The sequence below is a fragment of the Francisella noatunensis subsp. noatunensis genome, from assembly GCF_009823375.1.
GTDB classification, from domain to species: Bacteria; Pseudomonadota; Gammaproteobacteria; order Francisellales; family Francisellaceae; genus Francisella; species Francisella noatunensis.
Genome location: NZ_WBSX01000001.1, coordinates 25820 through 52800 on the forward strand (window position 1 = coordinate 25820; position 26981 = coordinate 52800).

Here is a 26981-nt window from a genome sequence, read left to right on the forward strand (position 1 = left end):
AGAAATGGTAGTAACAGATATTTTATTTTACATATTTGCATCACTGGCTATTATTTCTGCTTTAGTGCTAGTTTTGGCGAATAATCCAGTAAACTCTGTAATAGCAATGATTTTTACATTTGTATTTACAGCAGCCGTGTGGATAATTTTTCAACAAGTATACTTGGCATTGTTGCTTATAGTTGTATATGTTGGTGCAGTTTTAGTAATGTTCTTGTTCGTAGTATTTATGCTGGATCTACATGTTGAGAAACAAGGTAGAGTCGGAAGATTCTTCTATGCTTTTGCAGCTATTATAGTTTGTGCAATATTTGCTACTTTGATTAGCTATGCTGCTACTAAAGTATTCGCAGGAGACTCTATGCAGGGTGGTGTTGGTGGACTTAAAATTATAGGTCTAACAATGTTTGATAATAGTAATCTATATGTGTTTGAATTAGTTGATTTCATTTTGTTAGCAGCAATGACAGCAGCAATTACACTAACATTAAGATCTAAACGTAAAGGTAACAAGTCTGTAAATCCTGCACAACAGGTCAAAGTTAGAGCAAAAGATCGTCTAACTATGGTTAAGATACCAAGTAATAGAGAGGGCGCTAGAGATGAATAGTATTTCAGTTTCAGTTACGAATGGTTTAATTTTTAGTACATTGATATTTGTAATAAGTGTTGCAGGCATAATTATAAACAGAAGAAATATTCTTATACTTTTAATGTCGATAGAATTGATGCTTCTAGCAGTTAACACTAATTTTCTGATATTTGCTAATATGCACCATCAAGCGATGGGCGGCGTTTTTGTTTTCTTTATAATGGCTGTGGCAGCAGCAGAAACAGCAATTGGTTTAGCTATTGTTGTTGCAATATTTAGAAAACGTAAAACTATTGATTTAAGTAAACTCAATACACTAAGAGGTTAAGAGCAAGCTATGATAATAAATACTCAAGTAGCAGCTATACTAATAGCGGTCATAGTGTTATCACCATTGCTTGGTGCTCTGATTGCTGGATTTGGCGGCAAGTCTGTAAAGAATGCAGGTGTTAACTTTTTTACAATTTCTTTGTGTGGTCTTTCTTTTGTCCTTAGTGTAATTTTGGCCTATGGTGTTTTTGCTGGATCAGAAGTTTATTCTGTAAGTTATTACCAGTGGGCTCCGATTTCAGATAAGTTTACATTTGATGTTAGTTTTACTGTTAATAAAATAACTGTATACATGATGTTGATAGTAACTTTTGTATCAACATTAGTACATGTTTACTCTATTGGTTACATGAAAGGTGAAGAAGGCTATGCAAGATTTTTTGCATATATTTCAGGATTTACCTTTGCAATGCTATGCCTAGTTATGGGTAATAACTTCTTATTACTATTTTTTGGATGGGAAGGTGTTGGTTTATTTTCATACTTATTAATTGGCTTTTATTTTAATAGAGATAAGGCTAACGTTGCTAGCTTGAGAGCATTCATTGTAAATAGAATTGGAGACTTAGGCTTTTTGTTAGGTATTGGAGCGGTTATTTTATACACTGGATCTGTTGATTATACAACGGTATTTGCAGCTTTATCAAATATTGATAACACTCAAACTATTCACTTCTTAGGTTTGAGCTTCAGCCCTGTTACACTGATGTGTTCGCTATTATTTATTGGTGCGATGGGTAAATCTGCACAGTTTCCTTTACACTCATGGCTAGAAGGATCGATGGAAGGTCCGACACCTATTTCGGCACTAATCCATGCTGCAACAATGGTTACAGCGGGTGTATTTATGGTTGCTAGACTTTCTCCAATGTTTATACTATCACCTGCAGCACTAAGTTTTGTACTTATTATTGGTGCGATTACATGTTTGTTTATGGGCTTGATTGCGATAGTACAGACAGATATAAAAAGAGTAATTGCATATTGTACACTTTCTCAGCTTGGGTATATGATGGTAGCTCAAGGTGCTGGAGCATTTTCTATTGGGATGTTCCATCTGATGACGCACGCTATGTTTAAAGCATTGTTATTCTTAGTGGCTGGTTCTGTAATAGTTGCGATGCATCACGAGCAAGATATTCGTAGAATGGGTGGCTTAAGAAAGTATATGCCTGTTACATATTTATGTATGCTTATAGGTGCTTGGGCACTTGCAGCATTACCTCCATTCTCAGGTTTCTTTTCAAAGGATTTGATTATTGAAGCGGCGCAGTCTACGACTGTATATGGTCACCAGTTTGCATACTACATGGTATTAGCATGTGCATTTGTGACATCTTTCTATATTTTTAGAATGTTTTTCTTGGTATTCCATGGTAAAGAGAGAATGTCAGAAGAAGAGAAGTCTCATATCAAAGAGTCGCCGTTTAGTGTACTAATTCCATTGGTATTATTGGCTATACCTTCAGTATTTGTTGGAGAGTATTTCTTCACAAGTATTTTATCGCAAAATCATGGTTTATTTGGTGATACTATAACTTCATATATTCAGGCAGGACTAGGTGGAGAATCTGTTACAGCTCATCTTGCTAGTGAACCTGCTACAGTTAGCTCTATAGCATTTATAAAACATTCAATATCAACAGTACCATTCTGGTTAGCTTTCAGTGCTTTAGTTTTGGCTTATATTTTGTATATATGGTTGCCAGTTATACCAAGAGTGCTTGCAAATGCTAAGTCTGGGTTTGGTATTGTTTATCATATTTTAGTTAAGAAATACTTTATTGATACTCTTTATGATGTTGTATTTGTTAATATCTTCTTGGCTATTAGTACTTTCCTATGGAAAGCAGTAGATATCTTTATCATAGATAAAACGATTGTACATGGCACATCTAGTCTGATCTATCATACTGGTGATAGTTTTAGAAAAATTCAACGTGGATATCTGTTTGACTATGCTTTTGTAATGATGGTCGGTGTGTTGTTATTTATGATTTTGCTAATATCAGTATAGGTAGAGGGTAAACTAGTATTATGAATTTAGGTAATTACTTATTAAGTTTAATAATTTGGCTTCCAATAGTTGGTGGCTTTGTTGTATTAGCGACAAGAACAAAAGAGTTGCATGGTGATGCTGCACGTTGGGTAGCTTTGGTATTTAGCTCTTTAACTTTAGCTTTATGCATACCTTTGGTAGCATCTTTTGATTATAGTAGTTCTGCACTGCAGTTCCAAGAATCAGCAAAATGGTTCAAAGTATTTGGCATGCATGATATTTATTATGGTCTAGGTGTTGATGGGTTTTCAGTTTTATTTATTGTTTTAACAAGTTTTGCTACTTTAGTTATTGTTCTAGCAGCTTGGACTTCTATCAAAACAAAAGTTAGACAGTACATGGCGATATTTTTGATTACTTGCGGTCTGACAAATGGTGTTTTCTGTGCAACAGACTCTATACTCTACTATGTTTTTTGGGAAGCATTATTAATTCCAACTTGTTTGGGTATTGGTATTTGGGGTGGTAAGAACAAAGCGTATGCTGCTGTTAAATATTTTATGTATACTTTCTTTGGTTCGGTGTTCTTACTAGCTGCGATTTTATATATTCAAACAAGAGTGGCAGCATCTCCAGCTGATGTACTAGTAAGTGCCGATACATATTCAATCCAAAACTTTATCGCATGGGCTGCTCAGTCAAATGGATTAGCAGATTCTGTTAAGTTTACACTTACTGCTCAATGGTTAATATTTGGTGCTTTCTTCTTAGCTTTTGCAGTTAAAATTCCGATGTGGCCATTCCATTCATGGTTGCCAGATGCTCACTCAGAGGCTCCAGCTGGAGGTTCTGTTATACTTGCAGCACTTATGCTTAAACTAGGTGCTTATGGTTTCTTAAGATTTGCAATACCGATGCTACCTGAAGTTACAGCATCATTAGAGTACGTACTGATAATTATGTCTTTGATAGCTATTGTCTATGTTGGTGTGGTTGCAGTTGCTCAGACTGATGTCAAAAGACTGATAGCATATTCATCAATTTCGCATATGGGTCTTGTTACATTAGGTTTGTTCTCTATATTCATACTTAAGAGTGCTGATCATGTGCTTGGTACAACTAATGCGCAATTAGCACTACAGGGTGCTGTATTTCAGATGATTGCTCACGCATTTTCTTCTGGTGGTATGTTTATTGGTATTGGTTATCTATACTTAAGAATGCATACAAGAGAAATATCAGACTTCTCAGGTGTAGCTAAGACTATGCCAATATTTGCAATGTTTTTCTTACTTTTCTGTATGGCTAATGTAGGTTTACCAGGCACTAGTGGCTTTGTCGGTGAGTTTATGATTTTATTGGCTGTATTCCAGTACTCTCCATTAATAGCATTAATTGCGGGTTTAACTTTGGTTATAGCACCAATTTATACTCTATGGATGTATAAGAGAGTGTTTTTTGGAGAAGTGGTATCTACACAAGTAGCGAACCTGACTGATTTGAATAAGATGGAGCTGTTTGTATTTATATTGTTAGCGGTACCAACTTTATTGTTTGGTTTTTATCCAGAGCCGATACTGCATCTTTCAGAAGCTGCTTCGGCTAATATTGTTGGTTTATCTCTATAGGGTGGTGTTTTGATTATGAGTTTATCAATTCTTTATATATTACCAGAAATACTATTAGCACTAGGTGTGATAGTTGTAATGTTTTCTGGACTTTTTTTACACGGTAAAATTAGGAATATTAACTACATATTCTTTCAAGTATTTACACTACTTGCTCTTGTTGCTACTTTTGCCAAAGAATACTTAATCCAAAATAGTAGCTTTGTTTTTGAAGGACAAGTTGTATTTAGTGGTTTTGCTTATACGCTACAGTTAGTGATACTTGTATTGGCAGTATTCGTGGCACTATATTCAAGAGAGTATGTGAAAGATAGAAAAATATCAGACGGTGATTTTTATACACTTTTGATGTTGTGTGTGTTAGGTGCGATGGTTCTTACAGCTGCACATAGTTTAGTTACAATCTATATCGGTTTAGAGTTATTGTCATTACCAATGTATGCACTAATAGCAATCTATAGAGATTCTAGTATAGGCCTTGAAGCTGCTATTAAATATTTCGTATTAGGAGCTATTGCTTCAGCTTTGTTGTTATTTGGTATGTCATTTGTATATGGTATGACAGGTCAACTTGATATCACTGATATTGCAACTGCACTTTCACAAGGAAATTTCACAGGTTTAGAGCAGCAGTTCTTACTTGTATGTTTAGTTATGATGATAGCAACTTTCTTATTCAAACTAGGAGCTTTCCCATTTCATATGTGGTTGCCAGATGTTTATCAGGGGGCGCCAAATGCCGTTGCGAACATTGTTGCCACTATTCCAAAAGTAGCAGCATTCGCTATGCTTGTTAATATTCTATTCGTAGGCTTTCCATCGCTTAAAGATTCTTGGATATACTTATTTAGAGTTATAGGTATATTGTCGATATTCTTCGGTAGTTTAGTGGCTTTATCGCAAACAAACGTTAAGAGACTTTTGGGTTATTCTACAGTATCGCAAATAGGTTTTGTTTTATTAGCTACTACACTTAATCTGCAAGGTTATGCCTTAACAGCAGCTAGCTTCTATGTAATAGTTTATGTTTTTACTACTCTAGCAGCGTTTGGGGTATTAACTACAATCTCTGTTGGCGGTTATGAAGTTCAAGATCTTAAAGATCTAAAAGGTTTCAATACAAAAAACTCTTGGTTAGCATTTATACTGCTGATAGTTTTGTTCTCTATGGCAGGGATTCCTCCATTCGGTGGTTTCATAGCAAAATTATTTGTCATCATGGGATTAATTAATGATGGCAGTTATGTATTAGCATGTTTTGTACTATTTATGGCTGTTATTGCATCTTTCTATTATGTAAGAGTTATTAGAACTATGTACTTTGATAAGCCAGGGAATAATGAGACAGTTAAGCCTCCAATGACATCTCTTATAGCGCTAAGCATTAACGGCTTGGTTCTTTTATTCTTAGGTATTGTGCCAATGCTTCTTCTTGGAGTTCTTTCTCAAGTTACTAACGTTATTTAAGAAGGGGCTGTGAGAAAATGTTAGAGTTTCTGTTAGTTGTTACAGTGGTTTTGAGTATATATTTTTATATATCTAATACTAAAAATATTCAAAATGTACAAAATGTACAAAAGTACAAAATTCATAAGGTCATAAGGCTTACGATACTAGTAATGTCGATATGTGTTGTGTACTTCTCAATTTCACATGTTCGTCATGAACTAAGTTTAGTTAACGATTCACCTTTTTCATTTTTCTTGTCTAAGAATGAAATAAAGGCTGCACATGATGCTGCTTATTTCGAATCTTTTAGATATGCTGTGTATGGTGTAATAGCTATTGTATGTTTAGCTTTCACATTAATGAAAAGGGTTAAAAAGCAGTAGATTAGTTCACAATTATAAATCGTATCTATTTCCTATTTGAATGACTGTATATTTCTATGCTTATTAAGTATGTATATCAAATCTTTATTTGCTAATTTCTTATATAATTTTTATACTTTCTAGTAGTAGTCAAAAACGATCTTATAATACGATGAAAGAAATTTTAGGTCCAATTAATGATGTAATCAAAAACTCGAAAGATAATATTATTAATAAAAGTTTAAAAAAACTTGATGTGGTGAGTAGAGAAGAGTTTGAAATACAGAAAAAAATTCTTCTGAAAACACGTCAAAAATTAGAGCAGATCGAAGCTAAGTTGGATAAATTAATAGCTGAGAAAGAGTGAGATGTCTTTAGCAATTCTAAAAAGTCGAGCTCAATTGGGTATTGAAGCACCGCTTGTCTCGATAGAAGTTCATTTGTCAAATGGTCTGCCTGGCTTATCAATAGTAGGCTTACCAGAGGCAGCTGTCAAAGAGAGCAAAGATCGTGTTAGAAGTGCTATCATAAACTCGGGATTTAATTTTCCAAATAAACGTATCACAATTAATCTTGCTCCTGCAGATTTACCTAAGAGTAGTGGAAGATTTGATTTGCCTATAGCATTAGGTATTTTATATGCATCAGGCCAAATAAATATTGTTAGAAATGTTGAAGATTTCGAGTTTGCTGGAGAGTTGTCTCTAGGTGGTGAGCTTAGGAAAATTTCTAGTGCGATACCGATGGCTATTAAGTGTGTTGTGAATAACAAAAAACTTGTGATACCTATTCATAATGAAAAAGAGATTGCTTTAGTTGAAGATGTTTGTGCTTATTCTTTTGAGACTCTAAAAGAAATCGTAGATTTTTTATCTGGTGACGATAAAGTTTCGGTAGAACAATTACAAGAAATTGACTTTGAGAGACTGTATTATGATTTAGAAGATGTAAAGGGACAATATCAGGCTAGATGCGCTTTGGAAATTGCAGCAGCAGGTGGTCATAATATTCTTTTAGTTGGTCCACCTGGTACTGGTAAGACCATGCTTGCTAGTAGGCTTAATTCTATTTTGCCACCATTAGACAAGAAAGAAGCCCTTTCATCGGCGATGATTGCTTCAATTGAAGGTGAATTAGGGATAGCGGAAAGTTTTTATAAAAGACCATTTCGTCATCCTCACCATATTTCTTCAGGTGTTTCTTTGGTCGGAGATGGTAGCAACCCTATGCCTGGTGAAATATCTTTAGCTCATAATGGTGTGTTATTCCTTGATGAGTTACCAGAGTTTGACCGTAAGGTTCTAGAAGTTTTAAGAGAACCTCTTGAGACGGGAGTTGTAAATATTTCTAGAGCAAAGTGTCAGGTAGAGTATCCAGCTAACTTTCAATTGATAGCTGCTATGAATCCTTGTCCGTGTGGGTATTTAGGATCGCAGTATAAAGAGTGCTCAGATTCAATTCAATCAATTAAAAGGTATCAAAGTAAGCTTTCAGGACCTCTTTTAGACAGAATTGATTTACAAGTTGAGGTTCTTGAGCTAGCAAAAGAGGATCTAACAAATCAAGAATTAAGAGGTGAAAAAAAGTAGTATAATTAGGGAGCGAGTTAAAAAAGCGAGAGATATCCAGATCACTAGGCAAGGTAAAATAAATTCAATGCTAACAAGTAAAGAGTTAGACGAGGTTTGTGACCTTGATGAAGAAAGTAAAAAAATACTAACACTAGCTATAGAAAAGCTTGGACTATCTGCCAGAGGGTACTATAAAATACTCAAAGTAGCTCGAACAATAGCAGATTTAAGAGGATGCAAGAAAATTGAAAAACTAGCAATCCAAGAAGCTATAGGTTACAGAAAAATAGACAAGTTTTTTAAATAGTCCTTCACAATAAATTTAAAGGTACATTTTAAGTATGAGAGAGTTGTTTTTGGATGCTTTTAAGCATGAGAAATTAGAAAAACCACCGATATGGATAATGCGTCAAGCTGGTAGATATTTACCAGAATATCGTGCAGTAAGATCAAAGTTTGAGAACTTTATGGATATGTGTCGCAATACAGATGCTTGTTGTGAGGTGGCACTGCATCCGCTAGAAAGATATGATCTTGATGCTGCAATTGTATTTTCAGATATTTTAACTATTCCTGAAGCAATGGGTATGGATCTAAAATTTATCAAGGGAGTTGGCCCTGTATTTTCTGATCCTATTGAGTCAGAAAAGGATTTAAATAGGTTAAAGTCAGCAGAAGATAGTGTTGGCGATTTGGAGTATGTTTATGATGCGGTTAGGACTACGAAGGCTGCTATAAATGTACCCCTTATAGGCTTTACTGGAAGTCCATGGACACTCGCGGCATATATGGTTGAAGGATCTGGCTCAAAACAATTCAGTAAACTAAGAAAAATGATGTATGCAAATCTTCAATTGATGCACGCACTTCTTCAAAGGTTAGCTGACATAACAGTGATTTATCTACTTGAGCAAGTCAAAGCTGGTGCTAGTTCTTTAATGATTTTCGATACTTGGGGAGGAATTTTACCTTTAGAACAGTATAAAGAATTCTCATTAAAGTATATGGAATATATTGCTAAAAATGTGAAGAAGAGATCTAATGTTCCTGTGGTTTTCTTCACAAAGGGAGGCTCAAACTTTTTTGAGGAGTTGAAAGATAAATCATGTGATGGTGTTGGTGTGGATTGGAATGTAACTCTAGATCAAGCTCGTCATAGAATAGGTGTGGGTAAGGTTCTGCAAGGTAATTTTGATCCAGCATTTTTGTATGGCACATCTGATAGTATTAGAAACACGGTTAAGAAAAACATCGAATTTATTCAGTCTGATAAGCTAAATAACTACATTGTTAATTTAGGTCATGGCATTTACCCAGATATTAATCCTGATAATGTTAAAATTATGGTAGATGCAATAAGAGAATTCAGTGTTTAAAAAAACAAACTGTCATAAAGCTTGACATCTGTTAAAATGTTGTTATTATATATTGTCATAGACGCGGGGTGGAGCAGCTTGGTAGCTCGTTGGGCTCATAACCCGAAGGTCGTAGGTTCAAATCCTGCCCCCGCTACCAAAAGTTTTTATTTTATAAAGGCCCTTCAAGGGCTTTTTTGCTATCTAGAGGGTATGCAAAATCTAAGGGGTGAAAATGTTACTAGATGATTTGTATGAAATAGTAGAACCCATCACAGCTGATTTAGGCTATATTTTATGGGGAATAGAGGTCGTGGGTGCTGGCAAGCTTACTATACGTATTTTTATTGACCATGAGAACGGTGTTTCGGTTGATGATTGTCAGGTTGTAAGTAAAGAGGTGAGTGCAATTTTTGATGTGGAAGATCCTATCTCAGATAAGTATGTTCTAGAAGTGTCTTCTCCAGGGATGAATCGCCAAATTTTTAATATTGTTCAGGCGCAAGCTTTGGTAGGATTTAATGTTAAGGCAGTTACCATAACTCCAGTTGAGTCTCAAACAAAATTTAAAGGTGTGCTTGAGAGAGTTGAAGGCAATAACGTTATTCTAAAGCTTGATGATGGCAGAGAAGTCAGTTTTGATTTTGATGAGCTTAAGAAATTTAGAGTTTCGCCAGATTTTAGTTAGATAGAGGGATTAGGTATGAGCAAAGAATTATTGTTAGTATTAGAAACTGTAGCAAACGAGAAAGATATTTCAAAAGACCTTTTGTTCGAAGCTATGGAAGAGGCGTTAGCTATTATAACTAAAAAAGAGCTTGACGAGCATATGAATATCGAAGTTAAAATCGATAGGGTTACAGGTGACTTTAAAGCAGATAGAGTTTGGTATATTGTGTCAGAAGATGAGGATTTGATTGATTATTCTAAAGAACTCTATGAGGATGTCGCGCAAGAAAAGGGCTACAATGTCAAAGCTGGCGATGTGATCCGTGAATCTGTAGAAGTCAAAGAGTATGGGCGTATCGCTGCTACTATGGCAAAACAGATCTTAATGAAAAAGATTAAAAATTTCGAAAGAGAAAAGACGGCTAGATTTTATCAAAGTAAGATTGGAGATATTGTTTACGGAGAGGTAAAAAGAGCAAATTACGAGATTTTGGTTATTGATCTTGGTAATAATGCTGAAGGTATCCTACCAAAGAAAGATTTGATTTCTAGAGAGAGATTTCGCGTTGGTGATAAGATTAGATCATGTGTTGAGAGTGTTGAGGTTGATGAGTTTGGTAAACCAAGCATAGTCATGCTTAGTCGCGCTAGTAATATGATGCTTAAAGCTTTATTTAAATTAGAAGTTCCTGAGGTTGAAGAGGAGCTTATAAATGTTGTAAATGTTGTTCGTGAACCTGGTTTTAGATCAAAAGTTACTGTTAAGAGCAATGATCAGCGGATAGATCCATGCGGTGCTTGTGTGGGTGTTAGAGGATCAAGAATACACTCTATTATGAACGAGCTAAATGGTGAGAAAGTCGATGTTATTCTATGGGATGAAGATATGGTTCAATATGCGATCAACTCTTTATCACCAGTTGATTCTGAAGATATCTTAGAAGTAAATGTTGATGAAGAAACTAATTCAATGGATATAGTTGTTAAACAAGAAAGTTTATCAAAAGCTATTGGTAAGAATGGAGTTAATGTCAGATTAGCTAGTGCTTTAATCGGTTGGAAGATAAATGTTTTATCTGATACTGAGCAAGAAGAAAAGCAGATGTCTATAGTTGAGAAATTTGTTGAAGCATTAGATATCGATCATGATTTTGCTTTGGTGCTAATAGAAGAGGGTATTGAAACGTTAGAGGATTTAGCATATTTAGATAGAGATGAGCTTTTGGAAATTGAAGGCTTTGATGAAGAGATTGTAGATGAGCTTCAAGAAAGAGCAAAGGCCGTGATTTTATCTCAAGCATTAGGTGGTAAAAAGCCGGCTGAAGATTTACTTAATATGCAAGGTATGAATCAGGAGTTAGCGGATAAGCTTGCTCAAAATAATATAGTGACAATGGAAAATCTGGCGGAATTATCTGTGGATGAGTTGCTTGACATTGTTGCTATTGATGAAAAACAAGCAACAGATTTGATAATGCAAGCAAGAGCCCCTTGGTTTGAATAGAAAGTACGAATCAAAATAGTACAAAGGAGAGGGAAATGGCAGAGATTACGGTTGGCCAACTGGCACAACAAACAAATAAAGAAGTAAGCACATTACTAAAGCAACTTAAATCTTTTGGTATAGAAAAAAGTAGCGAAAAAGATACTTTAACTCCGGAAGAAATGAAAACTCTTTTAGATAAGATTAATAGTGCTAAAAATACTGTTACTAGAAAAAAAGTAACTTTTCTTAAGCTTGATGGTAAGCATAAGATAAATGTTTCGGTCAAGAAAAAAAGACGAGTTGCAAAAAAAGTAGAAGAACAATCTCCAGCTAAAGTAGAAGAATCTATAGTTGAAAGGCCACAAGCAGCAGTTGATGTTAAAGATAATAAAGCTGTTGAAAGTGTAGAGAGAGATTCTGTTAATCTTGTACAACCTCAGCAAGAAAAGCCTGTTACTAAACCAGTTGTAAAAGGTAATGGTTTTAAGATAACTGCTATGCCTGAAGTCAAAATTAAAGAGAATAATTCTCAGGATGAAGAAAAGTCATCTGAAGATAAATCTACAGAATCTAAAAATAATAAGAAAAAGTCTCCGAAGAAAGTCTTCACTGAAAGTGGTAACAACACTAATACTAAATATAAAAGAGAAGAAGAGAAGAAGTCCAAAGCTAAAAAGGCTAGTGGTAAAGGCTTCAAAAAAGCTAATCCAAGACAATTGTCACAACTTGCGGGTGATTTGGAATCATTTGATGAGTTTGGTAGTAAGAAAGGTAAGTTAAAAGCACCTAAGGTTAAAAAACAAGAGTTTACAATGCCTGTCGAAAGTGCTATTAAAACAATTGAAATACGTGAAGGTATTACAGTTAGTGATTTGGCTAATAGAATGGCAGTCAAAGGCGCTGAGATTGTTAAAGTATTATTTAATATGGGTGTAATGGCTACAATTAACCAATCATTAGATCAAGACACAGCGGTTTTGATTGTTGAGGAAATGGGGCATAAATATACATTACATAATGAAAATGCTCTTGAAGAAGCTGTGACTACTGTTGATAGAAGTTTACATAAGAAAATATCTCGTGCGCCTGTTGTAACTATTATGGGTCACGTAGATCATGGTAAGACCTCTCTATTAGACTATATACGTAAAGCAAGGGTTGTAGCAGGAGAGGCTGGTGGTATAACACAGCATATCGGTGCATACTCTGTTAAAACAAGTAAAGGAGCTATTACTTTTCTAGATACTCCTGGTCATGAAGCTTTTACATCAATGCGTGCTCGTGGTGCTAAGAGTACAGATATCGTAATACTTGTGGTTGCAGCAGATGACGGGGTTATGCCTCAGACTGAGGAAGCTATTCAGCATGCTAAAGCAGCGGGTGTTCCAATCGTTGTAGCTGTCAACAAAATTGATAAGCCAGATGCCGATCCTGATAAGGTTGTCGGTGAGTTAGCTCAACGTAATGTTATTCCAGAATCTTGGGGTGGGGATGTTATGTTTGCTAATGTTTCTGCTAAAACTGGTGAAGGCGTTGCAGAGTTATTAGATGCTGTGTTATTACAATCTGAAGTTCTAGAGCTAGAAGCATTTGCTGAAGGTTTAGCTGAAGGTGTTGTTATTGAATCTCGTCTAGAAAAAGGACGTGGTCCAGTTGCAACAGTACTAGTTCAGAATGGTAGTCTTAAACAGGGTGATAATATCTTGTGTGGTACTGAGTATGGTAGAGTCAGAGCAATGCATGATGATCTAGGTAAACAGATTAAAGTAGCAGGGCCAGCAACTCCAGTTGAAATACTAGGTTTATCAGGTGTTCTAGCAGCTGGTGATGATATGGTTGTTATTGAGAATGAGAAAAAAGCTAAAGAGCTAGCTGCTCAAAGATCTCAAAGACAAAAAGAAGCTAAGATAGCACAAGAACAGTCTCTTAAACTTTCTAATATGTTTAGCAACATGGGCAAAGAAGGTGAGCAACAAACTCTTAAAATCATTCTTAAGGGTGATGTACAAGGTTCAGTTGAAGCAATTAGAGAGTCATTACTTAAGCTTTCCACTGATGAGGTGAAGGTTGATATAATTGCAAGTGGTATCGGAGCTATTACTTCTTCTGATGTAACCTTAGCGGTTGCTTCGACAGCAGTAATTATTGGTTTTAATGTTAGGGCAGATAGTGCAGCTAAGAAACTTGCGGAAGTTGATGGTGTGGAGCTTCGCTACTATAATATTATTTACGATCTGATAGATGATGTTAAGAAAGCAATGACTGGTCTATTATCTCCTGATATGAAAGAGCAAATTATCGGTATAGCTGAAGTTAGGGAAGTCTACAGATCTTCTAAGTTCGGTTCGATCGCAGGCTGTATGGTTGTTGAAGGAGCTGTAAAGCGTACAAATCCTATTCGTGTATTACGTGATAACGTTGTGATATATGAAGGCACACTTGAGTCCTTAAAGAGATTTAAAGATGATGCAAGTGAAGTCAAAAAAGGTATGGAGTGTGGTATAGGTGTCAAAAACTATAATGATGTGCGTGAAGGTGACCAAATAGAAGTGTTTGAAGTTATTGAAGTTGCTAAGGAGCTATAATTATGGCAGCAGAAGGTAGAGTGCAACGAGTAGCAAGTGAGCTTCAAAAGGTGATATCTTTGCTGCTACGTACAAAAATAAAAGATAGTAAGCTTGCTACTGCAACTATTACTGAGGTTGAGCTTTCTAAAGATCTATCTTATGCAAAAGTATATTACACATGCTTAGATATTCAAGAAGCTCAATATATCTCTAAAGCCTTTGAAAAATCAAAGGGTTTTTTTAGATCATCTATAGCTAAATCATTAAATCTTAGAATAGTTCCAAATCTTAAGTTTATTTATGATAAGTCTCTTGATTATGGGATGGAAATGGAAGGAAAAATCCAGCAGGCTCTAGAAGCTGATTCTAAAATAATCAAGCAAGATGATAATTCGTTACAAGAAAACTATAAAGATAGTGATAAAGAAACTAAAGTTGAAAAATTAAGGTAGGTAGCTTATGAGCAAACTTACTATTATTCGTGGTTTTAATGATATTCTTCCTCAAGAGAGCTGTAAGTGGCAGTTTTTAGAGTCAAAAATAAAATCAATTCTAGATAAGTATAATTATGATGAAGTAAGGCTACCCGTCTTAGAAAAGAGTGAACTATTTCATAGAAGCGTAGGAGAAACATCGGATATGGTTTCTAAAGAAACTTATGATTTTGTAGATAGAAGTGGAGAAAGTTTAACGCTCAGACCTGAAGGAACGGCTGGCTGTGTGCGTATGGTAATCGAAAATAGTTTGGCTAATAGAGGACAAACACAAAAGCTTTGGTATTCTGGTCCTATGTTTCGCTATGAGAGACCTCAAAAAGGTAGGTATAGACAATTTTATCAACTTGGTGTTGAAGCTTATGGTTATGATAATATTGCAATAGACCTAGAAATTCTTACTATTAGCTGGAACTTATTTAGAGAACTAGGTATTTCTGAATGTGTAAAATTAGAGTTAAATAGTCTTGGATCGAGTTCTAACAGACAAGAATACACGAAGGCATTGTTAGAGTATCTAAAACCATATCATGCTCAGCTTGATGAAGATTCAATCAAAAGATTAGACAAAAACCCTCTGAGAATACTTGACTCTAAGAATGAGCAAACTCAGCAGGTATTAGCCAATGCACCTAAACTTATTGATTTTATTGATGAAGATTCATTGGCGAGATTTGAGCAGACATGTGAGTATCTTGATAACTTAGGGGTTAACTATCGAGTTAATCAAAAGTTAGTTAGAGGTTTGGATTATTATAGTGGATTAGTCTTTGAGTGGGTCACAGATCGGTTAGGAGCTCAAGCAGCAGTATGTGCTGGCGGTCGTTATGATAATTTAATAGAAAGCTTAGGTGGGCAAAAAGCGGGTGCTATTGGTTTTGCTATTGGCTTAGAGCGTCTATTACTTTTGCTTGAGAGTGAGGGTAAGCTTCCAATTGAAGATAATAAAAGTGATGTTTTTTTCATATTAGATAATAGTCAGCTACATAGATCGTTACTATTAGTTGAAAATGTTCGTCAAGAATTGCCGGCATTAAAAATAGATATGGATTTGAAATTTGGCAGCTTTAAATCACAGTTTAAAAAGGCAGATAAATCAGATGCTAAAATAGCTGTAATAATTGGTCAAGATGAATTATTGCGACAGACTGTTGGTGTAAAATATTTACAACAAGATAAGCAACAAGAACAAATTCCTTTGAATAAATTAATAAATTTTCTAGAAAAAATAGCTATATGAAGTTACATAATATAAAAGGTTATGCTTGGATAGTTGTAGGTCTGAGCTCATTTTTACTGATTGATAAATATATAATGAATGTTTCTCCTAGTCTGATAGCAAATGAGTTGATGACTAGTTTTTCGATAAACGCTACTGAAATGAGCGCTATGGTATCATTATTTTTATGGTCAGTAGTGTTTTGTCAGTTTTTTGTAGCTGGGCCAATTATAGATAAGCTGGGATTTAGAAAGGTCAGTTTTTTTTCACTAATTCTTTCTGCAATTGGGCTAATACTATTTGTTCTTTCCGCTGACATTCATAGCTTTGCGCTCGGTTGTATTTCTCGATTGATGATTGGAGTTGGTGCTTCATTTGCTACGGTTGGTTATATTAAAGCTGCTGCAGTTTGGTTTGATCCACGTAAATTTGCTTTTGTTTGTAGTTTTTTAATGACTGCTGCAATGCTGGGGGCTTTGCTTGGACAAGTTCCACTTGTATATCTTATTGAAATTACAGGGTCATGGCATAGAGCATTAATTGGCTATGCTTGTTTTAGTATCGTTATGGCCTTATTATATTTGGCTTTAGTGAGGGATTATAATCCTGAGGCATCATTTGCAAATGGTTCAAAAGGAAATACCGGTACTCTTGCAGGTATAAAAAAGGTACTCATGAATAAGAACAATTGGTATCTTACTTTATATACAGGACTAACCTTTACAACGATAGATGTTTTTGGCGGTATTTGGGGTAATAACTACTTTAGAGAGTTGTATGGTATTCCAGCAAAAGAAGCTTCATTTATTGTATCAATGATGTTTCTTGGACTTGCCATAGGCTCTCCAGTAATAGGTAAGCTGTCTGAAAAATTTGATAATAGAGTTAAAATTATGATAATTTTTCATATAATTGCTACAATTTGTTTGGCTTTGGTTTTACAATTTAAGCTTACGCCTGGAGTTTCAGGAGCACTATTGTTTATATTTGGGTTTTGTTTAGGAGTATATATGCTTGCTTTTGCGATAGGTAATCGTATAAATCCAATAGTTGTAGCTGCTACTGTAGCTGCGCTGATTAATACTGGTGAACCGTTACTTGGGGCATTATTTGATCCTTTAATAGGGCATTTGCTTGATCTAACATGGACTGGTCAATATATGGATGTTCATAATCAGATTACGAATGTAGCCGCAGAAGGAGCTCATAGATATTTTCACATAAGTGCTTATCATAATGCTTTCTTAATTTTAGTATTTAGTATGATTGTATCTTTTTTTCTACTAGTTTTAGTTAAAGATAAAGAAGTTGAATAATGAATTTAGATGATATTTATCTCCAAAAGGTTCGCGAGCTCGATTTGAAGGTTGATTCTTTGCAGCTTGAAGCCATCAGAGGTTTGCAAGAAATAATAGATCAGATATTAGTAAATAAAAAAACAAAATTTGGCTTTCTTAAAAGGTCACTATATCCATCTGTAAAGGGATTGTATATGTGGGGAGGTGTCGGTAGAGGGAAGACTTTTATTATGGATATTTTCTATAATAATCTACCGATAGAGCAGAAAAGAAGACAGCATTTTTCACACTTCATGAAAGGTATTCATTCTGAATTAAGGAAGTACCAAGGTTATAAGAATCCTATATCAAGAGTGGCCTATGATATGGCAAAAGATATGCGAGTTATTTGTTTTGATGAGTTTTTTGTCGAAGATATAGCTGATGCTATGATTTTGGGGAATGTTTTTACGGAATTGTTTAAGCTTGGTGTGACACTGGTTGCAACTTCAAATATTGAGCTAGAAAATTTGTATAAGAGAGGCTTGCAGAGAGAGTTGTTTTTACCAGCTATTGATGTTTTGATTAAAAACGTAAATGTTTTAAATTTAGATTCTGGGGTTGATTATAGATTTCGTTTGCCAAATGAGTATTTAAATTATATCTATCCATATAACGAGCAGAACCGTAAAAATTTTTTTGATAAATTTTTCCTTAGAAATCATCACTTTGATAAAGATATTAATATAGAAGTTTTGGGCAGAGAGATTTTTGCTATGCTTGTAAGCCATAAAGATATATGTTTTGATTTTAGAGTCATTTGTGGTAATGGGCGTAGTTCTTATGACTATATTTATATTTGTAGTAAGTATGAACAAATTTTTATATATAATCTGACAGGATTTGATCAATGTAATGAAGATATGGCAAGAAGGTTTATTGCTTTGATTGATGAGTTTTATGATCAAAATAAGAAAGTTGTAATTTTGGCTAATAATGATTTTACAGAGTTGTATGAAGGTGAGCGCTTGAAATTTGAATTTCAGCGAACAATAAGCCGACTTAATGATATGCAGAATTCTAGTTTTGGTGTTTTAAATGAATAAAGTTCAATTGATTGAAGTTACTGATGATGTTATAGAGCAAAGAATCGATAACTTCTTGATAAGTAAGTTTTCACGACTACCAAAATCATTAATTTACCGTTGGATTCGTAAAGGTGAACTACGAGTTAATAAAAAAAGGGTTAAGCAAACAACTCGCGTAAGTGCGGGAGATATTGTTAGAGTGCCACCATTTAGTCTAGAAGAAAATTTAGAGATAATAAAAGTATCGAAATCTCATTTGGACTTTTTGGAACAACGAATTTTATACGAGACCGATGATTATATCGTTGTTGATAAACCATCAGGTATGGCTGTCCATGGTGGTTCCGGAGTTAATTCAGGTCTGGTGGAGCGTTTAAGACAACTACGTCCTAAGGTAAGGCGTTTAGATTTGGTGCATAGACTTGATAAAGAAACATCAGGCTGTGTGCTGCTAGCCAAAAAGCATAGCTCATTAGTATATTTTTTTGATATTTTTAAAGAGCGTAAAGTAAATAAGATTTATTACGCTTTAGTTCACGGTCATTGGGATGAAAAGGTAGATGCGATTGACTTACCATTAAGTCGTACAGAAACTAAAGATGGCCAACGAATAGTTAAAGTTGACAAACGAGAAGGAAAAAGAGCTCTTACAAGAATATTGGCAGTGCAAAAAATAGGCGATTATAGCTTATTAGAAATCAAGTTAGAAACTGGTAGAACACATCAGATTAGAGTTCATACAAGAGCAATGGGGCATCCGATTGTTGCTGATAAGAAATATGGCTATATGATTGATGATAAAAAACTACTTGCTAAAGGAGTTGATAAATTATTACTTCATGCTGGTAAATTAGAGTTTTATGATGAGAAGCAGCAGAAGCTGATATCTATTGAAGCAAAATTAGATTCAAGGTTTGATGAGTTCGTTAAAACAGAATAGTTTTATTTTAATCTTTACTGTCTTTTATCATTAATAACACTATCAGTGATGCTACCATGCTTATTACAAGGGTCGTAAATGCAAAATGGTAAGAACTTAAATCAAAATATTTAATATCGTTAGGACTTGTGTGTTGTGAAATAATTTCTCCGGCTTTATTTAGGTATTTTCCAGTCCACGACCAATCTAAGAAATAGCCGATTAAAGGATCGAATATCGCTCCTAATATAGGCTCTCCGGTATTAATAAATGCCGCTACTGTTGCAGTTATGACTATAGGATTTATACGATTTCCTATGGCAAATGAGAGCATATATATTCCAAGACATAATCCAAAAATGAAAAGTAGAATTGCTGAGAGTGTTGCACTTGTTTTAGTAAGTAAAACAAAGCTCAAAGCAATAGAACCTATTATGTGAAAGAAAATCATTACTCCTTTTCGACTATCAAGGATTTCTGATAGTTTTCCTATGATTGGTGAGCTTATTGCCATGCCAATAAATATCATTGATATAATACTGGCAGCTTCTTCACGTGATAGGTGATAGGCTTCTCTAAAGTAAGCATTACCCCAGAATCCAGCAAAGGCATCTACTGCTGTAAAACTTAAACCAACATAGAAAGTCAAAAGCCAGTTATTTTTATTTTTGACGACCTCTTTAAGTGCTTCTAGAGTTTTTAGCTGATTGCTTGGTGAGCTAGCTTCCGGTTGTTTTGGATTGAAGTCGCGTACAACTATATAATAAAGTACACCAATCAATAAGCTAGCTACCGCAAACAAGAGCATAGCCATTTTCCAATCACCACATAAAGTTATCAAATATGCTAATGGAGCTTGTGCACAAAGTGCTCCTATCATAGCAGCAGTTGCTAAAAAACTAGCAGCAAAAGCAAATTTACGAGGCTCAAACCAAACTGAAACGGCCTTAAGATAAGAAATAGTAGCGAAAGAGACACCCATGCCTGTAATAATTCTAGCTATATAAGTCATACTCAAACTACCGAGATTACAGGCAACAACAAATAGAATAACTCCCATCGCAGAAATAGTTATGGATATAGGACTAATTAGTCTAAAACCAAATTTATCTATAATAGGGCCAGCAAGAAATAGCTGACAAATAATTATTGACCAGAAAAATGCCGAGCCTAAAGCTCCTGTTTGGGTAGCATTAGTGTGGAAGCTAGACATCATATCATCGGTAATCAGGCTAGGGAATACTTGCATAATATACTTATCAAAAAGCAAGAAAGAACTGAGAATAATAATTATCCATGCATATCCGCGAATGTTGTGAATTTTTTGTTCCATACGGCGTTTATTTTGTTATAGCTTAAGAGTATAATTTTAAGTTTCTGAAATATATAAATCAAGCCCAAAGCTTTTCTTTGTTTAATATAAGCATTTTTGATATTATAGGCTCAACAAATTTACTTATATTAATATTAGATATGTTGGCGAATATTAGAATTGATGAAAAGAAGTTTATATTGATGCAATTTCTTTTAGGCTTTGTAGGTTATGTTATTGTGCTCATGGTCTATGGATATACTTATGCTAATTCATTTGCACTTGGTGCATTAACAATATTTTTAGCTAACTTTGTATTTTTTTTTAGATTGTTTATCGAAAAACAGTTTAGTCCAGGGGTTGAGATAGTTATTTTTTATTTGAGCGAACTCCTGAAATTAAGCATTGTTGCATTGATTACAATACTGCTGGCAGTTTATGTCAAACCAAAATTATTTTCTTACATTTTCGGATTACTTTTGTTACAATTAGTCATGTGTTTTGTGCCTATTTTGTTTAAAAGGGTAAGATAGGTGTATTTTAGGGTTGTAAATTACTAATTTATTTAAATTATTGGTGGAATAAGTAATGGCAAATACAGAGGCGGGTTCTCAAGTAGCTACAGAATACGTTCAGCATCACTTACATCATTGGCAAATAAGCCTAGGTGAGGGTTCTTTTTGGCAGCTAAATGTAGATTCACTGTTGGTCAGTGGGGTTTTAGGTATAGTATTTATCTTGGCTATGTTTATGGCTGCAAGACGAGCTAATGCAGGAGTTCCTGGCAAGTTTCAAAATATGATCGAAGCAGCGTGGGAGTGGATGGATGGTATGGTTGCAGAAAATTACCATCATAAAAGAGACTTTGTTACACCGCTAGCTTTGACAATCTTTGTTTGGGTTGTGCTTATGAATTTGATGGATTTACTCCCTGTAGATCTTTTTGGCTGGATAATTAGTTTCTTTACTAATAGTCATGAAGTGTATTTTAGAGTTGTGCCTACAGCAGATCCAAATGTTACTTTTGCGATGTCTATTGCAGTGTTTTTCTTGGTGATTTTTTATAATCTCAAGGCTAAAGGTTTTGGTTTGCTGAAAGAAATTTTAAGCTCTCCTTTTGGGATATGGTTATTCCCTTTAAATATATTCTTTAGGCTTGTGGATGAGATAGTTAAACCGGTTTCATTGTCGCTACGTTTGTTTGGTAATATTTTTGCAGGAGAGCTTATATTTATTCTGATAGCATTATTACCATGGTGGTTCCAGTGGACACTTGGTGGTATATGGGCAATATTCCACATACTTATAGTTTTAATACAAGCTTTTGTATTTATGATGCTAACTGTAGTTTATCTAAATATGGCTCAGGAAGCTCACTAAGTTTTAAATCAACCTAAATAAAAATAAATAAAACAGGAGAAATAAAGAATGGATATGTCTTTACAAGTTTTGGGTAACTTAAATGGTTTAACAGCAATAGCAGTTGCTTTACTGATATCACTACCTGCTTTAGGTACGGCTATAGGTTTTGGTGTGTTGGGCGGCAAGTACTTGGAAGGTGTAGCACGTCAGCCAGAATTAGGCGGTATGTTATTAGGTCGTATGTTTATCGTGGCTGCTTTCGTAGATGCGTTTGCTGCTATTTCAATTGCTATTGGTTTCTTAGTATTGTACGCGAATCCTCTAGCTATTCCAGGTCTAGCGGATGCTGCTCAGAAAGTTATTGGTGCATAATAAAGTAATATAAAATCATAATTTTATTATCTAAAGGATAAGTAGATGGATATTAATATAACTCTAATTGGGCAGATGATAACATTTGCAATCTTTGTTGGATTTACAATGAAGTTTGTATGGCCTCCACTGCGCAAAGCTTTAGACGAGCGTAGAGAAAAGATTGCTGAAGGTTTGGCGTCTGCTGATAGGGCATCTCGAGAGTTAGAAGTTGCAAAAAGACAGTCTGCAGAAATCTTGCGTGAAGCTAAGGCAAAAGCTACTGAGATAGTTGAGAATGCTTATGTTAGGGCTCATAAGGTTGATGAGCAAGCAAAAGAAGAGGCTATCGCTGCGGCTGATAAGATTAAGAGTATGGCTATGGCTGATATTGAGCAAGAAAAAGTGAAAGCAAAAGAAGAGCTTAAGCATGAAGTTGTTAGTTTGGCGATGGCGGCAGCTAGTAAGATAATATCAGCAAATGTTGATGAGCAGTCTAGCAAGAAAATTTTGAAAGACTTTGTAGAGAAAGTGTAAATTTGGATAAGAAGGTAGGTAAGTGACAAATCTAAGTGTGATTGCTAAACCGTATGCCAAAGCTGCATTTGAGTTTGCAAATGAATATAATCTACTTCAAGAATGGTCTAAGCAACTAAAATCGTTTGCCGAGTTGGTTCAAGATGACTCTATCGCTGCTATTATTTCTAGTCCTGAAATCTCTCAAACAGAGATTATAAATACAGTGAAAGATCAGCTTGATGAGAAGTTTTTCAACTTTGTTGCACTAGTAGCGGAAAATAAAAAGTTATCTATACTGCCTGAAATTTCATTCCAGTTTGAAAATATAAGAAACGTCCATAATAATATAAAAGTGGCAAATGTTACATTAGCTTATGCTATTGACAAAAACATATTGGCTAATTTGAAGACTAAGTTAGAAGAAAAATTCAGTTGTTCAATAGATATGAATGTGATTATTGATCCTGTTATACTAGGTGGAGCGGTAATTAAGGTTGGTGATACAGTAATAGATGATTCTGTATCTGGTCGTATAGAGACATTAAAAAGTATTTTGTTATCATAAATTATAGGAAGTGAGCTTATGCAATTAAGTCCATCAGAAATAAGTGGTTTAATAAAGAAAAGAATTGAAAAGTTCGATAATTCAGTTGAACTTAAATCAGAGGGTACTATCGTTAGCGTTACTGATGGTATTGTTACTATATATGGTTTAGATGATGTAACTGCTGGTGAGATGATCAAGTTGCCAGGAGATGTATATGGTCTAGCGTTAAACTTAAATACTGACTCTGTTGGAGCAGTTGTTTTAGGTGATTACGAGCATATTAAAGAAGGCGATAAAGCATATTGTACAGGCAGGATTTTAGAAGTTCCTGTCGGCGAAGCTTTACTAGGTAGAGTTGTTGATGCTTTAGGTAATCCAATTGATGGAAAGGGTGAGATCGAAACAGCTCATTCTTCACCAATAGAAAAGATAGCTCCAGGTGTAATTTGGAGAAAATCAGTAGATCAAGCTTTACAAACTGGGATTAAGTCAATTGATTCGATGGTTCCAATTGGTAGAGGTCAAAGAGAGTTAATTATTGGTGATAGACAAATTGGTAAGACAGCCATAGCTATTGATGCAATTATCAATCAAAAAGGTACTGGAGTTAAATGTATCTATGTTGCTATTGGTCAAAAGGCATCATCAATTGCAAATATTGTGAGACAACTTGAAGAGCATGGTGCTATGGAGCACACAATTATTGTTGCAGCTACAGCTTCTGATTCTGCAGCTTTGCAATATATTGCACCTTATGCCGGTTGTTCTATGGGTGAATATTTTAGAGATCGTGGTGAAGATGCAGTAATTGTGTACGATGACTTAACTAAACAAGCATGGGCATATAGACAGATTTCTTTATTATTAAGAAGACCTCCAGGGCGTGAAGCTTATCCTGGTGATGTATTCTATCTTCACTCAAGACTTCTTGAAAGAGCTGCAAGAGTAAATGAAGAGTATGTAGAGAGATTTACTAATGGTGAAGTCAAAGGTAAGACAGGTTCTTTGACCGCTCTGCCTATTATTGAGACGCAGGCTGGCGATATTTCTGCATTTGTACCAACAAACGTAATTTCAATTACTGATGGTCAGATATTTTTAGAGACAGATTTATTTAACTCGGGTCTAAGACCAGCTATTAACCCTGGTAACTCAGTATCACGTGTTGGTGGAGCTGCGCAGACTAAGATTATCAAGAAATTAGGCGGTGGTATCCGTTTGGCACTAGCGCAGTTTAGAGAGTTAGAAGCATTCTCGCAGTTTGCGTCGGATTTAGATGAAGCTACCAGGTCACAGCTAAATAGAGGTCAAAGAGTTACAGAACTTCTAAAACAAAAGCAGTTCTCGACATTGTCAATTGCTTTGATGGCATTATCATTGTATGCAGCAGATAATGGCTATCTAGATAGCTTAGAAGTTTCAGAAGTTATTCCTTTTGAATCAGCATTACATGCACTTGCAGAAAATAAATATGCAGAAGTTGTTGCTGAGATTAATGAAACTGGCAAGTATGATGCTGAGATTGCAGAGAAGTTAAAAACAATTGTTGAAGATTGTAAAGCAAATCAAGCTTGGTAATAGGAGTATAGACTATGTCTAATGCTAGAGAGATACGTTCTAAAGTACAGAGTGTTAAGAACACCCAAAAAATCACTGGTGCTATGGAATTAGTTGCAGCTAGTAAGATGAGGGGTGCGATAGTCAAAATGAATAATGTACGCCCTTATGTTGAAAGTGCAAATACTATTATCAAAAATGTTACAATGGCAAGTATTGATTATCCAAATCCATATCTTTTCGATAGAGAAGTTAAAAGGGTTGGGTATATAGTCACATCTACAGATAGAGGCCTTTGTGGAGGTCTTAATATCAACTTATTTAAGCACGTTCTTAAAGATATCAAAAAGAATCTTGATGATAGAGTTGAGGTAGATGTCTGCGTAATTGGCTCTAAAGCTGCAACATTTTTTGCAAAACTTAAAGATGTTAACGTAGTTGCTACAGCACATTACAATGATAAAGATAATGAAGGTAGTATTAGAGCTATTCGTGGTGCACTTAAAGTTATGTTAGATAGGTTTACAAATGGTGAGATTGATAGACTTTATATGAGTAGCAATCAATTTGTTAGTACAATCAAACAAAAACCAAAATTGCAAACATTGTTACCTATCCAAGACATTTTTTCAAAAGAAGAGCTTAAAACTAACAAAGAGCAGGCTTCTAAGGGTCATTGGGACTATATTTATGAAAGAGATATTGAAGAAGTTTTAAATGCTTTATGTATTAGATATATTGAAGCTCAGGTAAGAGGGGCAATATTAGAGAATGCAGCATGTGAGCAAGCTGCTCGTATGATGGCGATGAAAAATGCAACTGATAATGCAAGTGATATAATTGATCAGTTGAAACTAGATTACAACAAAGTCAGACAAGCTATGATTACACAAGAGCTTGCAGAAATTTGTTCAGGTGCGGCAGCAGTTTAGGAGAAATAAATGAGTACAGGTAAAATTATTCAAGTAATTGGTGCTGTTATTGATCTAGAGTTTTCTAGAGATAACACTCCAAAAGTATATGATGCATTAAATGTAAAAGAAGCAAATTTAGTATTAGAAGTACAGCAACAAATCGGCGATGGTGTTGTAAGAACTATTGCTATGGGTTCTAGTGATGGTCTAAGACGAGGAATGGTTGTGGAGAATACAAACGCACCAATTTCCGTACCAGTAGGGCATGGTACTTTGGGTCGTATTATGAATGTACTAGGTGAACCTATTGATGAGGCGGGGCTTATTCAGTATACAGAAACTAGGTCTATTCATCAGGCACCTCCTGCATATGATGAGTTAGCATTAAGTACAGAAATATTAGAGACAGGTATCAAAGTAGTTGATCTTATTTGTCCATTTGCGAAAGGTGGTAAAGTAGGTCTATTTGGTGGTGCTGGTGTTGGTAAGACTGTAACAATGATGGAGCTTATTAACAACATTGCAAAAGAACACAGTGGATACTCAGTATTTGCAGGTGTTGGTGAAAGAACTCGTGAAGGAAATGATTTCTATTATGAGATGAAAGATTCAAATGTACTAGATAAAGTGGCTCTAGTATATGGCCAAATGAATGAGCCACCAGGAAACAGATTAAGAGTAGCACTTAGTGGTTTAACGATAGCAGAAGGCTTCCGTGATGAAAAGCGTGATGTATTGATGTTTATTGATAATATTTATCGTTATACATTGGCCGGTACAGAAGTTTCAGCATTACTAGGTCGTATGCCATCAGCAGTAGGTTATCAGCCAACACTAGCTGCAGAGATGGGTGCTTTACAAGAGCGTATTACATCTACTAAAACTGGTTCTATTACTTCAGTTCAGGCTGTTTATGTACCAGCAGATGATTTGACGGATCCATCACCAGCGACTACATTCTCTCACTTAGATGCAACGATTGTATTATCTCGTCAAATTGCTGAGTTGGGTATTTATCCTGCGGTTGATCCATTAGATTCTACATCTAGACAGTTAGATCCATTAGTTGTTGGACATGATCACTATGAGACAGCTCGTGCTGTTCAGAAGGTGCTTCAAAGATATAAAGAGTTGAAAGATATTATTGCTATTCTTGGTATGGATGAACTCTCTGATGAAGATAAAAGAACAGTTGATAGAGCTCGTAAGATTCAAAGATTCTTATCTCAGCCATTTCATGTTGCAGAAGTGTTTACTGGCAATCCTGGTAAGTTTGTGTCGCTTAAAGACACTGTAGCTAGCTTCAAAGCAATAGTTAATGGTGAGTATGATCATTTACCAGAGCAAGCTTTTTACATGGTTGGTTCAATACAAGAAGCAATCGAGAAGGCAAAAACTCTATAATTGGGTGTAG

Annotated in this window: 25 protein-coding genes, 1 tRNA gene and 1 pseudogene; 26 read left to right on the forward strand and 1 reads right to left on the reverse strand. The window is 35.1% G+C overall.

Going from position 1 to position 26981, the window contains the following annotated elements; translation table 11 throughout:
* Nucleotides 1-4 precede the first annotated feature (4 nt).
* From F8C69_RS00120 to F8C69_RS00205, 18 genes and pseudogenes are all read left to right on the forward strand, one after another.
* Entirely contained in the window at nucleotides 5-610 is a 606-nt protein-coding gene (locus tag F8C69_RS00120; protein WP_035737067.1) for an NADH-quinone oxidoreductase subunit J, read from the forward strand.
* Nucleotides 603-920, forward strand: coding sequence for an NADH-quinone oxidoreductase subunit NuoK (gene nuoK, locus F8C69_RS00125; protein ID WP_159183715.1), 318 nt, complete (start codon nucleotides 603-605; stop codon nucleotides 918-920). The genes F8C69_RS00120 and nuoK overlap by 8 nt, the downstream gene beginning before the upstream one ends.
* A gap of 9 nt (nucleotides 921-929) precedes the next feature.
* A complete protein-coding gene (gene nuoL, locus F8C69_RS00130) occupies nucleotides 930-2939 on the forward strand; it encodes an NADH-quinone oxidoreductase subunit L (RefSeq protein ID WP_159183716.1) in 2010 nt (669 codons plus the stop codon).
* A gap of 20 nt (nucleotides 2940-2959) precedes the next feature.
* The gene (locus F8C69_RS00135; RefSeq protein ID WP_159183717.1) at nucleotides 2960-4549 is read left to right on the forward strand and encodes a complex I subunit 4 family protein; all 1590 of its coding nucleotides are present in this window, start codon (nucleotides 2960-2962) and stop codon (nucleotides 4547-4549) included.
* 15 nt (nucleotides 4550-4564) lie between these two features.
* On the forward strand, nucleotides 4565-6016 hold the full coding sequence (locus tag F8C69_RS00140) for an NADH-quinone oxidoreductase subunit N (protein ID WP_159183718.1): 1452 nt from the start codon (nucleotides 4565-4567) through the stop codon (nucleotides 6014-6016).
* Nucleotides 6017-6033: 17 nt separating this feature from the next.
* The gene (locus tag F8C69_RS00145) at nucleotides 6034-6381 is read left to right on the forward strand and encodes a hypothetical protein (RefSeq protein ID WP_159183719.1); all 348 of its coding nucleotides are present in this window, start codon (nucleotides 6034-6036) and stop codon (nucleotides 6379-6381) included.
* Between the two features lie 151 nt (nucleotides 6382-6532).
* Complete coding sequence (locus tag F8C69_RS00150) at nucleotides 6533-6727, forward strand: accessory factor UbiK family protein (RefSeq protein ID WP_012280351.1); 195 nt, start codon at nucleotides 6533-6535, stop codon at nucleotides 6725-6727.
* 1 nt (nucleotide 6728) lies between these two features.
* Nucleotides 6729-8238 (forward strand): annotated as a pseudogene (locus F8C69_RS00155) (YifB family Mg chelatase-like AAA ATPase).
* Nucleotides 8239-8272: 34 nt separating this feature from the next.
* Nucleotides 8273-9307, forward strand: coding sequence for a uroporphyrinogen decarboxylase (gene hemE, locus F8C69_RS00160; RefSeq protein ID WP_159183720.1), 1035 nt, complete (start codon nucleotides 8273-8275; stop codon nucleotides 9305-9307).
* A 62-nt stretch (nucleotides 9308-9369) separates the two neighbouring features.
* Nucleotides 9370-9446 (forward strand) — tRNA-Met (locus tag F8C69_RS00165).
* A gap of 75 nt (nucleotides 9447-9521) precedes the next feature.
* Nucleotides 9522-9974 carry a ribosome maturation factor RimP gene (gene rimP, locus F8C69_RS00170; protein WP_159183721.1) on the forward strand — a complete coding sequence of 151 codons (453 nt, stop codon included), beginning with the start codon at nucleotides 9522-9524 and terminating at the stop codon, nucleotides 9972-9974.
* Between the two features lie 15 nt (nucleotides 9975-9989).
* Nucleotides 9990-11459 (forward strand): transcription termination factor NusA, encoded by a 1470-nt coding sequence (gene nusA, locus F8C69_RS00175; RefSeq protein WP_159183722.1) that lies wholly within the window; start codon nucleotides 9990-9992, stop codon nucleotides 11457-11459.
* A 35-nt stretch (nucleotides 11460-11494) separates the two neighbouring features.
* The gene (gene infB / locus F8C69_RS00180; RefSeq protein WP_159183723.1) at nucleotides 11495-14026 is read left to right on the forward strand and encodes a translation initiation factor IF-2; all 2532 of its coding nucleotides are present in this window, start codon (nucleotides 11495-11497) and stop codon (nucleotides 14024-14026) included.
* 2 nt (nucleotides 14027-14028) lie between these two features.
* Nucleotides 14029-14460, forward strand: a complete 432-nt coding sequence (gene rbfA, locus F8C69_RS00185; RefSeq protein WP_004286971.1) for a 30S ribosome-binding factor RbfA — start codon at nucleotides 14029-14031, stop codon at nucleotides 14458-14460.
* 7 nt (nucleotides 14461-14467) lie between these two features.
* A complete protein-coding gene (gene hisS, locus F8C69_RS00190) occupies nucleotides 14468-15742 on the forward strand; it encodes a histidine--tRNA ligase (RefSeq protein WP_159183724.1) in 1275 nt (424 codons plus the stop codon).
* Entirely contained in the window at nucleotides 15739-17037 is a 1299-nt protein-coding gene (locus tag F8C69_RS00195) for an MFS transporter (RefSeq protein WP_159183725.1), read from the forward strand. The genes hisS and F8C69_RS00195 overlap by 4 nt, the downstream gene beginning before the upstream one ends.
* Nucleotides 17037-18104: a cell division protein ZapE gene (gene zapE, locus F8C69_RS00200; RefSeq protein WP_159183726.1), complete on the forward strand. Its 1068-nt coding sequence runs from the start codon at nucleotides 17037-17039 to the stop codon at nucleotides 18102-18104. The genes F8C69_RS00195 and zapE overlap by 1 nt, the downstream gene beginning before the upstream one ends.
* Nucleotides 18097-19026 (forward strand): RluA family pseudouridine synthase, encoded by a 930-nt coding sequence (locus F8C69_RS00205; protein WP_159183727.1) that lies wholly within the window; start codon nucleotides 18097-18099, stop codon nucleotides 19024-19026. The genes zapE and F8C69_RS00205 overlap by 8 nt, the downstream gene beginning before the upstream one ends.
* Nucleotides 19027-19033: 7 nt before the next feature.
* On the opposite strand, the gene F8C69_RS00210 is transcribed toward F8C69_RS00205, so the two are convergent.
* Complete coding sequence (locus F8C69_RS00210) at nucleotides 19034-20338, reverse strand: MFS transporter (protein WP_159183728.1); 1305 nt, start codon at nucleotides 20336-20338, stop codon at nucleotides 19034-19036.
* A gap of 140 nt (nucleotides 20339-20478) precedes the next feature.
* Here F8C69_RS00210 and F8C69_RS00215 point away from each other — a divergent pair, with 140 nt between their 5' ends.
* The 8 genes from F8C69_RS00215 to atpD are packed head-to-tail and all read left to right on the forward strand — an operon-like array spanning nucleotide 20479 to nucleotide 26971.
* On the forward strand, nucleotides 20479-20850 hold the full coding sequence (locus tag F8C69_RS00215; RefSeq protein ID WP_159183729.1) for an ATP synthase subunit I: 372 nt from the start codon (nucleotides 20479-20481) through the stop codon (nucleotides 20848-20850).
* Between the two features lie 55 nt (nucleotides 20851-20905).
* Nucleotides 20906-21697: a F0F1 ATP synthase subunit A gene (atpB, locus tag F8C69_RS00220; protein WP_159183730.1), complete on the forward strand. Its 792-nt coding sequence runs from the start codon at nucleotides 20906-20908 to the stop codon at nucleotides 21695-21697.
* 48 nt (nucleotides 21698-21745) lie between these two features.
* The gene (locus F8C69_RS00225; protein ID WP_004286979.1) at nucleotides 21746-22051 is read left to right on the forward strand and encodes a F0F1 ATP synthase subunit B; all 306 of its coding nucleotides are present in this window, start codon (nucleotides 21746-21748) and stop codon (nucleotides 22049-22051) included.
* 45 nt (nucleotides 22052-22096) lie between these two features.
* A complete protein-coding gene (locus F8C69_RS00230) occupies nucleotides 22097-22567 on the forward strand; it encodes a F0F1 ATP synthase subunit B (protein WP_159183731.1) in 471 nt (156 codons plus the stop codon).
* Between the two features lie 22 nt (nucleotides 22568-22589).
* The gene (locus F8C69_RS00235; RefSeq protein WP_159183732.1) at nucleotides 22590-23114 is read left to right on the forward strand and encodes a F0F1 ATP synthase subunit delta; all 525 of its coding nucleotides are present in this window, start codon (nucleotides 22590-22592) and stop codon (nucleotides 23112-23114) included.
* An 18-nt stretch (nucleotides 23115-23132) separates the two neighbouring features.
* Nucleotides 23133-24674 (forward strand): F0F1 ATP synthase subunit alpha, encoded by a 1542-nt coding sequence (gene atpA, locus F8C69_RS00240; protein WP_159183733.1) that lies wholly within the window; start codon nucleotides 23133-23135, stop codon nucleotides 24672-24674.
* 14 nt (nucleotides 24675-24688) lie between these two features.
* Nucleotides 24689-25585, forward strand: coding sequence for a F0F1 ATP synthase subunit gamma (locus tag F8C69_RS00245; RefSeq protein ID WP_159183734.1), 897 nt, complete (start codon nucleotides 24689-24691; stop codon nucleotides 25583-25585).
* A 9-nt stretch (nucleotides 25586-25594) separates the two neighbouring features.
* The gene (gene atpD / locus F8C69_RS00250) at nucleotides 25595-26971 is read left to right on the forward strand and encodes a F0F1 ATP synthase subunit beta (RefSeq protein ID WP_159183735.1); all 1377 of its coding nucleotides are present in this window, start codon (nucleotides 25595-25597) and stop codon (nucleotides 26969-26971) included.
* Nucleotides 26972-26981 lie beyond the last annotated feature (10 nt).

Bases quoted from the DNA above. Each gene is read 5' to 3' on its own strand.
- F8C69_RS00120 (WP_035737067.1), top strand. From the start codon at position 5: ATGGTAGTAACAGATATTTTATTTTACATATTTGCATCACTGGCTATT.
- nuoK (WP_159183715.1), top strand. From the start codon at position 603: ATGAATAGTATTTCAGTTTCAGTTACGAATGGTTTAATTTTTAGTACA.
- nuoL (WP_159183716.1), top strand. From the start codon at position 930: ATGATAATAAATACTCAAGTAGCAGCTATACTAATAGCGGTCATAGTG.
- F8C69_RS00135 (WP_159183717.1), top strand. From the start codon at position 2,960: ATGAATTTAGGTAATTACTTATTAAGTTTAATAATTTGGCTTCCAATA.
- F8C69_RS00140 (WP_159183718.1), top strand. From the start codon at position 4,565: ATGAGTTTATCAATTCTTTATATATTACCAGAAATACTATTAGCACTA.
- F8C69_RS00145 (WP_159183719.1), top strand. From the start codon at position 6,034: ATGTTAGAGTTTCTGTTAGTTGTTACAGTGGTTTTGAGTATATATTTT.
- F8C69_RS00150 (WP_012280351.1), top strand. From the start codon at position 6,533: ATGAAAGAAATTTTAGGTCCAATTAATGATGTAATCAAAAACTCGAAA.
- hemE (WP_159183720.1), top strand. From the start codon at position 8,273: ATGAGAGAGTTGTTTTTGGATGCTTTTAAGCATGAGAAATTAGAAAAA.
- rimP (WP_159183721.1), top strand. From the start codon at position 9,522: ATGTTACTAGATGATTTGTATGAAATAGTAGAACCCATCACAGCTGAT.
- nusA (WP_159183722.1), top strand. From the start codon at position 9,990: ATGAGCAAAGAATTATTGTTAGTATTAGAAACTGTAGCAAACGAGAAA.
- infB (WP_159183723.1), top strand. From the start codon at position 11,495: ATGGCAGAGATTACGGTTGGCCAACTGGCACAACAAACAAATAAAGAA.
- rbfA (WP_004286971.1), top strand. From the start codon at position 14,029: ATGGCAGCAGAAGGTAGAGTGCAACGAGTAGCAAGTGAGCTTCAAAAG.
- hisS (WP_159183724.1), top strand. From the start codon at position 14,468: ATGAGCAAACTTACTATTATTCGTGGTTTTAATGATATTCTTCCTCAA.
- F8C69_RS00195 (WP_159183725.1), top strand. From the start codon at position 15,739: ATGAAGTTACATAATATAAAAGGTTATGCTTGGATAGTTGTAGGTCTG.
- zapE (WP_159183726.1), top strand. From the start codon at position 17,037: ATGAATTTAGATGATATTTATCTCCAAAAGGTTCGCGAGCTCGATTTG.
- F8C69_RS00205 (WP_159183727.1), top strand. From the start codon at position 18,097: ATGAATAAAGTTCAATTGATTGAAGTTACTGATGATGTTATAGAGCAA.
- F8C69_RS00210 (WP_159183728.1), bottom strand. From the start codon at position 20,338: ATGGAACAAAAAATTCACAACATTCGCGGATATGCATGGATAATTATT.
- F8C69_RS00215 (WP_159183729.1), top strand. From the start codon at position 20,479: ATGTTGGCGAATATTAGAATTGATGAAAAGAAGTTTATATTGATGCAA.
- atpB (WP_159183730.1), top strand. From the start codon at position 20,906: ATGGCAAATACAGAGGCGGGTTCTCAAGTAGCTACAGAATACGTTCAG.
- F8C69_RS00225 (WP_004286979.1), top strand. From the start codon at position 21,746: ATGGATATGTCTTTACAAGTTTTGGGTAACTTAAATGGTTTAACAGCA.
- F8C69_RS00230 (WP_159183731.1), top strand. From the start codon at position 22,097: ATGGATATTAATATAACTCTAATTGGGCAGATGATAACATTTGCAATC.
- atpA (WP_159183733.1), top strand. From the start codon at position 23,133: ATGCAATTAAGTCCATCAGAAATAAGTGGTTTAATAAAGAAAAGAATT.
- F8C69_RS00245 (WP_159183734.1), top strand. From the start codon at position 24,689: ATGTCTAATGCTAGAGAGATACGTTCTAAAGTACAGAGTGTTAAGAAC.
- atpD (WP_159183735.1), top strand. From the start codon at position 25,595: ATGAGTACAGGTAAAATTATTCAAGTAATTGGTGCTGTTATTGATCTA.